This window comes from Bacillus nitratireducens (assembly GCF_001884135.1).
Lineage (GTDB): Bacteria > Bacillota > Bacilli > Bacillales > Bacillaceae_G > Bacillus_A > Bacillus_A nitratireducens.
Genome location: NZ_MAOC01000057.1, coordinates 1 through 2308, shown reverse-complemented (window position 1 = coordinate 2308; position 2308 = coordinate 1). Strand labels below are relative to the sequence as shown.

Here is a 2308-nt window from a genome sequence, read left to right as displayed (position 1 = left end):
ATCGGCGACTTGTCCTATATTACACCTCTATATAATAATAGTCAATATTAATCTTTCATTTTAAAAAAAAAGATGAAAAAGACTCTCATACCTCTTCTTTATTTCTCATACATATCAGTAAGATAACTGAAAGGAGTGTAGAACTTGTTCGATCCTTCTTTATTACACATCATAAGCGCCCATTCAAGAAGCCCACACTATCATAGGAAGTTTCCCATCATTCTATTTTGGAGTCAAAAAAGCGGTTGCACTTCCCTTGCTAAGTGGTTTTTTTACCAGATTGATTTATTACAACCAGCTTTAAACTATCATCCCTTCATTCATAATTACGAATATGACATATATAAAAGTACACCTGCCTACGATGTGCGACTAGGTATAGCATTACGAGATAAACAAAAAGAAACTTTTAAAATTGTTCGTAATCCTTTTAGAAGAGCAGTTAGTTCTTTCGTATCCTTAATTGCACCTCCCTATATGGAAAATCCCGAATGGAAACCCATCCGAAAGTTTTTATATCAAGATGAAAATTCTCCTAAAGGGATCTCATTTAAACAATTTCTATATTACCTATTTATTAAAGGTGCTCAAGCAGATGATATTAACCCACATTTCACACAACAATATATAGCTGGTGAAGAAGAATATGTGACCAATTATATATACTTAGAAAACTTCGATCAGGAAATGAAAGAATTAGAAAAGCGTTTCGAATTAAAAACTGCACCAATAAATGAGTTCTCAACATCATGGCATCATCAAACTCCCGCCATGATTTATAAAGGGAATTTTAGCGAAGCCGATATTACTGACCCTTTATTTCTCCGTCATCCAACTTTCGAAAGCTTTTATGATACTGAGTGCATACAACTCGTCCAAACAACATTTCAAAAAGATTTCGATACGTATAGATATAGCAAAGAATATCCATACTAATTTTAGTTTATTATCTTTGCTATATATAAAAAGATACCTCATATATATAAGGTATCTTTTTAACATTTTAATTATATAAAACATACTGTTTAACAGTCCCTACTCTCCACCTTATTACCTTTTAATAGATTACGTAATTTTTGCTTATCCGCCCATCCTACTCCGATTAAAACTAGACTTGCCCCCATTATTACCCTCCATGTCAGAGATTCATTTAATAGAACAATTGAAGCAACAATACTTATTAATGGTAATGCATTTAAATATAATCCACTTACTGATGCAGAAACTCTCTCTAGTGCTTTATTCCAAAACCAATATGCTAGAATTGTCGCCCCAATAACAAGATACATCACACTAAGTCCAGTCTTCCACGTTTCAACCTTTGGGAAACCATAATAAAAAGTTTCTACCATCGCAAATGGTAATAAAACAAACGCCCCAATAATTAAAGTTAGTGTTGTAAAAACCTTGTTTGATAGATACTGTTCCTGTTTTGGCTGTTTTAACAATACCGTATAGAAAGCAAATAAGAAAGTGCTTAATAAAATAAGGATATCTCCTATTAAAGACACCTCTTGATCGACATTATTAGATGGAATTGTAATAAGAAGTACCCCTATAACCCCTAATATAATACCTATCCAATAATTCAGCTGAATTTTCTCTTTCAAAAAGAACGCGGAAAAAAGTATTGTAACTAACGGTAACGCAGCATCTATGATACTAACATGCAATCCACTTGTTAAAGAAATGCCGTAGGATGTGAACATAAAGTATCCAGCTACACCAGTAAAAGATAACAAACTCATTCTTTTCCATGGAATATGTTTATGTACAATCGCTTTTTGTAGTTCGTTAAATGAGAAAAGCATACAAATTCCACCCGCAAAGAAAAGACGAATAAACAACAAAGTAAATGGTTGAATGGATTCTAATGCCCATTTCGTTGGCGCAATTGCCGTCCCCCATAATATAACAGCCACTAATAACATGCATATTTCCTTCATAATCCCCCACACCCATCAAAAAAATATATGTTAACTACCTTAATTATAGATTTTTTCTTATATAAAATCCTTTAAAAACACAAAAGGTTATGTGAAAAAGAGCTAGATAGCTATTTTTTTCACATAACCTTTTCATATAAGATCTAAAATATCCTTATTCATACTACAACTTAATTACCACAAAAAGGTAATTCTTACCTTCAACTACTATTTAAAAGTATTAACTTTATAACCTTTTTATCGCCTTATCATTCAATTTATGGATTTTAACATTTGGTAAATAAAAATAAACATAAAAAAACCTAAGTCGAAACGACTTAGGTTTTTGCTTGGCGACGTCCTACTCTCACAGGGACAAGGTC

At 32.2% G+C, this 2308-nt stretch carries 2 protein-coding genes; one reads left to right on the top strand and one right to left on the bottom strand.

All coding sequences use genetic code 11. From position 1 onward, the window contains the following. Positions 1 to 144 precede the first annotated feature (144 nt). Positions 145 to 936 (top strand): sulfotransferase family 2 domain-containing protein, encoded by a 792-nt coding sequence (locus BAU23_RS17420; RefSeq protein ID WP_000460197.1) that lies wholly within the window; start codon positions 145 to 147, stop codon positions 934 to 936. Between the two features lie 89 nt (positions 937 to 1025). Here the strand turns inward: BAU23_RS17420 and BAU23_RS17415 are convergent, their stop codons facing one another. Next, on the bottom strand, positions 1026 to 1946 hold the full coding sequence (locus BAU23_RS17415) for a DMT family transporter (RefSeq protein ID WP_033658543.1): 921 nt from the start codon (positions 1944 to 1946) through the stop codon (positions 1026 to 1028). Positions 1947 to 2308: the final 362 nt, after the last annotated feature.

What these genes read in the sequence shown, in the direction of transcription:
- BAU23_RS17415 (WP_033658543.1), bottom strand. Translation starts at nt 1,946, where the DNA reads ATGAAGGAAATATGCATGTTATTAGTGGCTGTTATATTATGGGGGACG.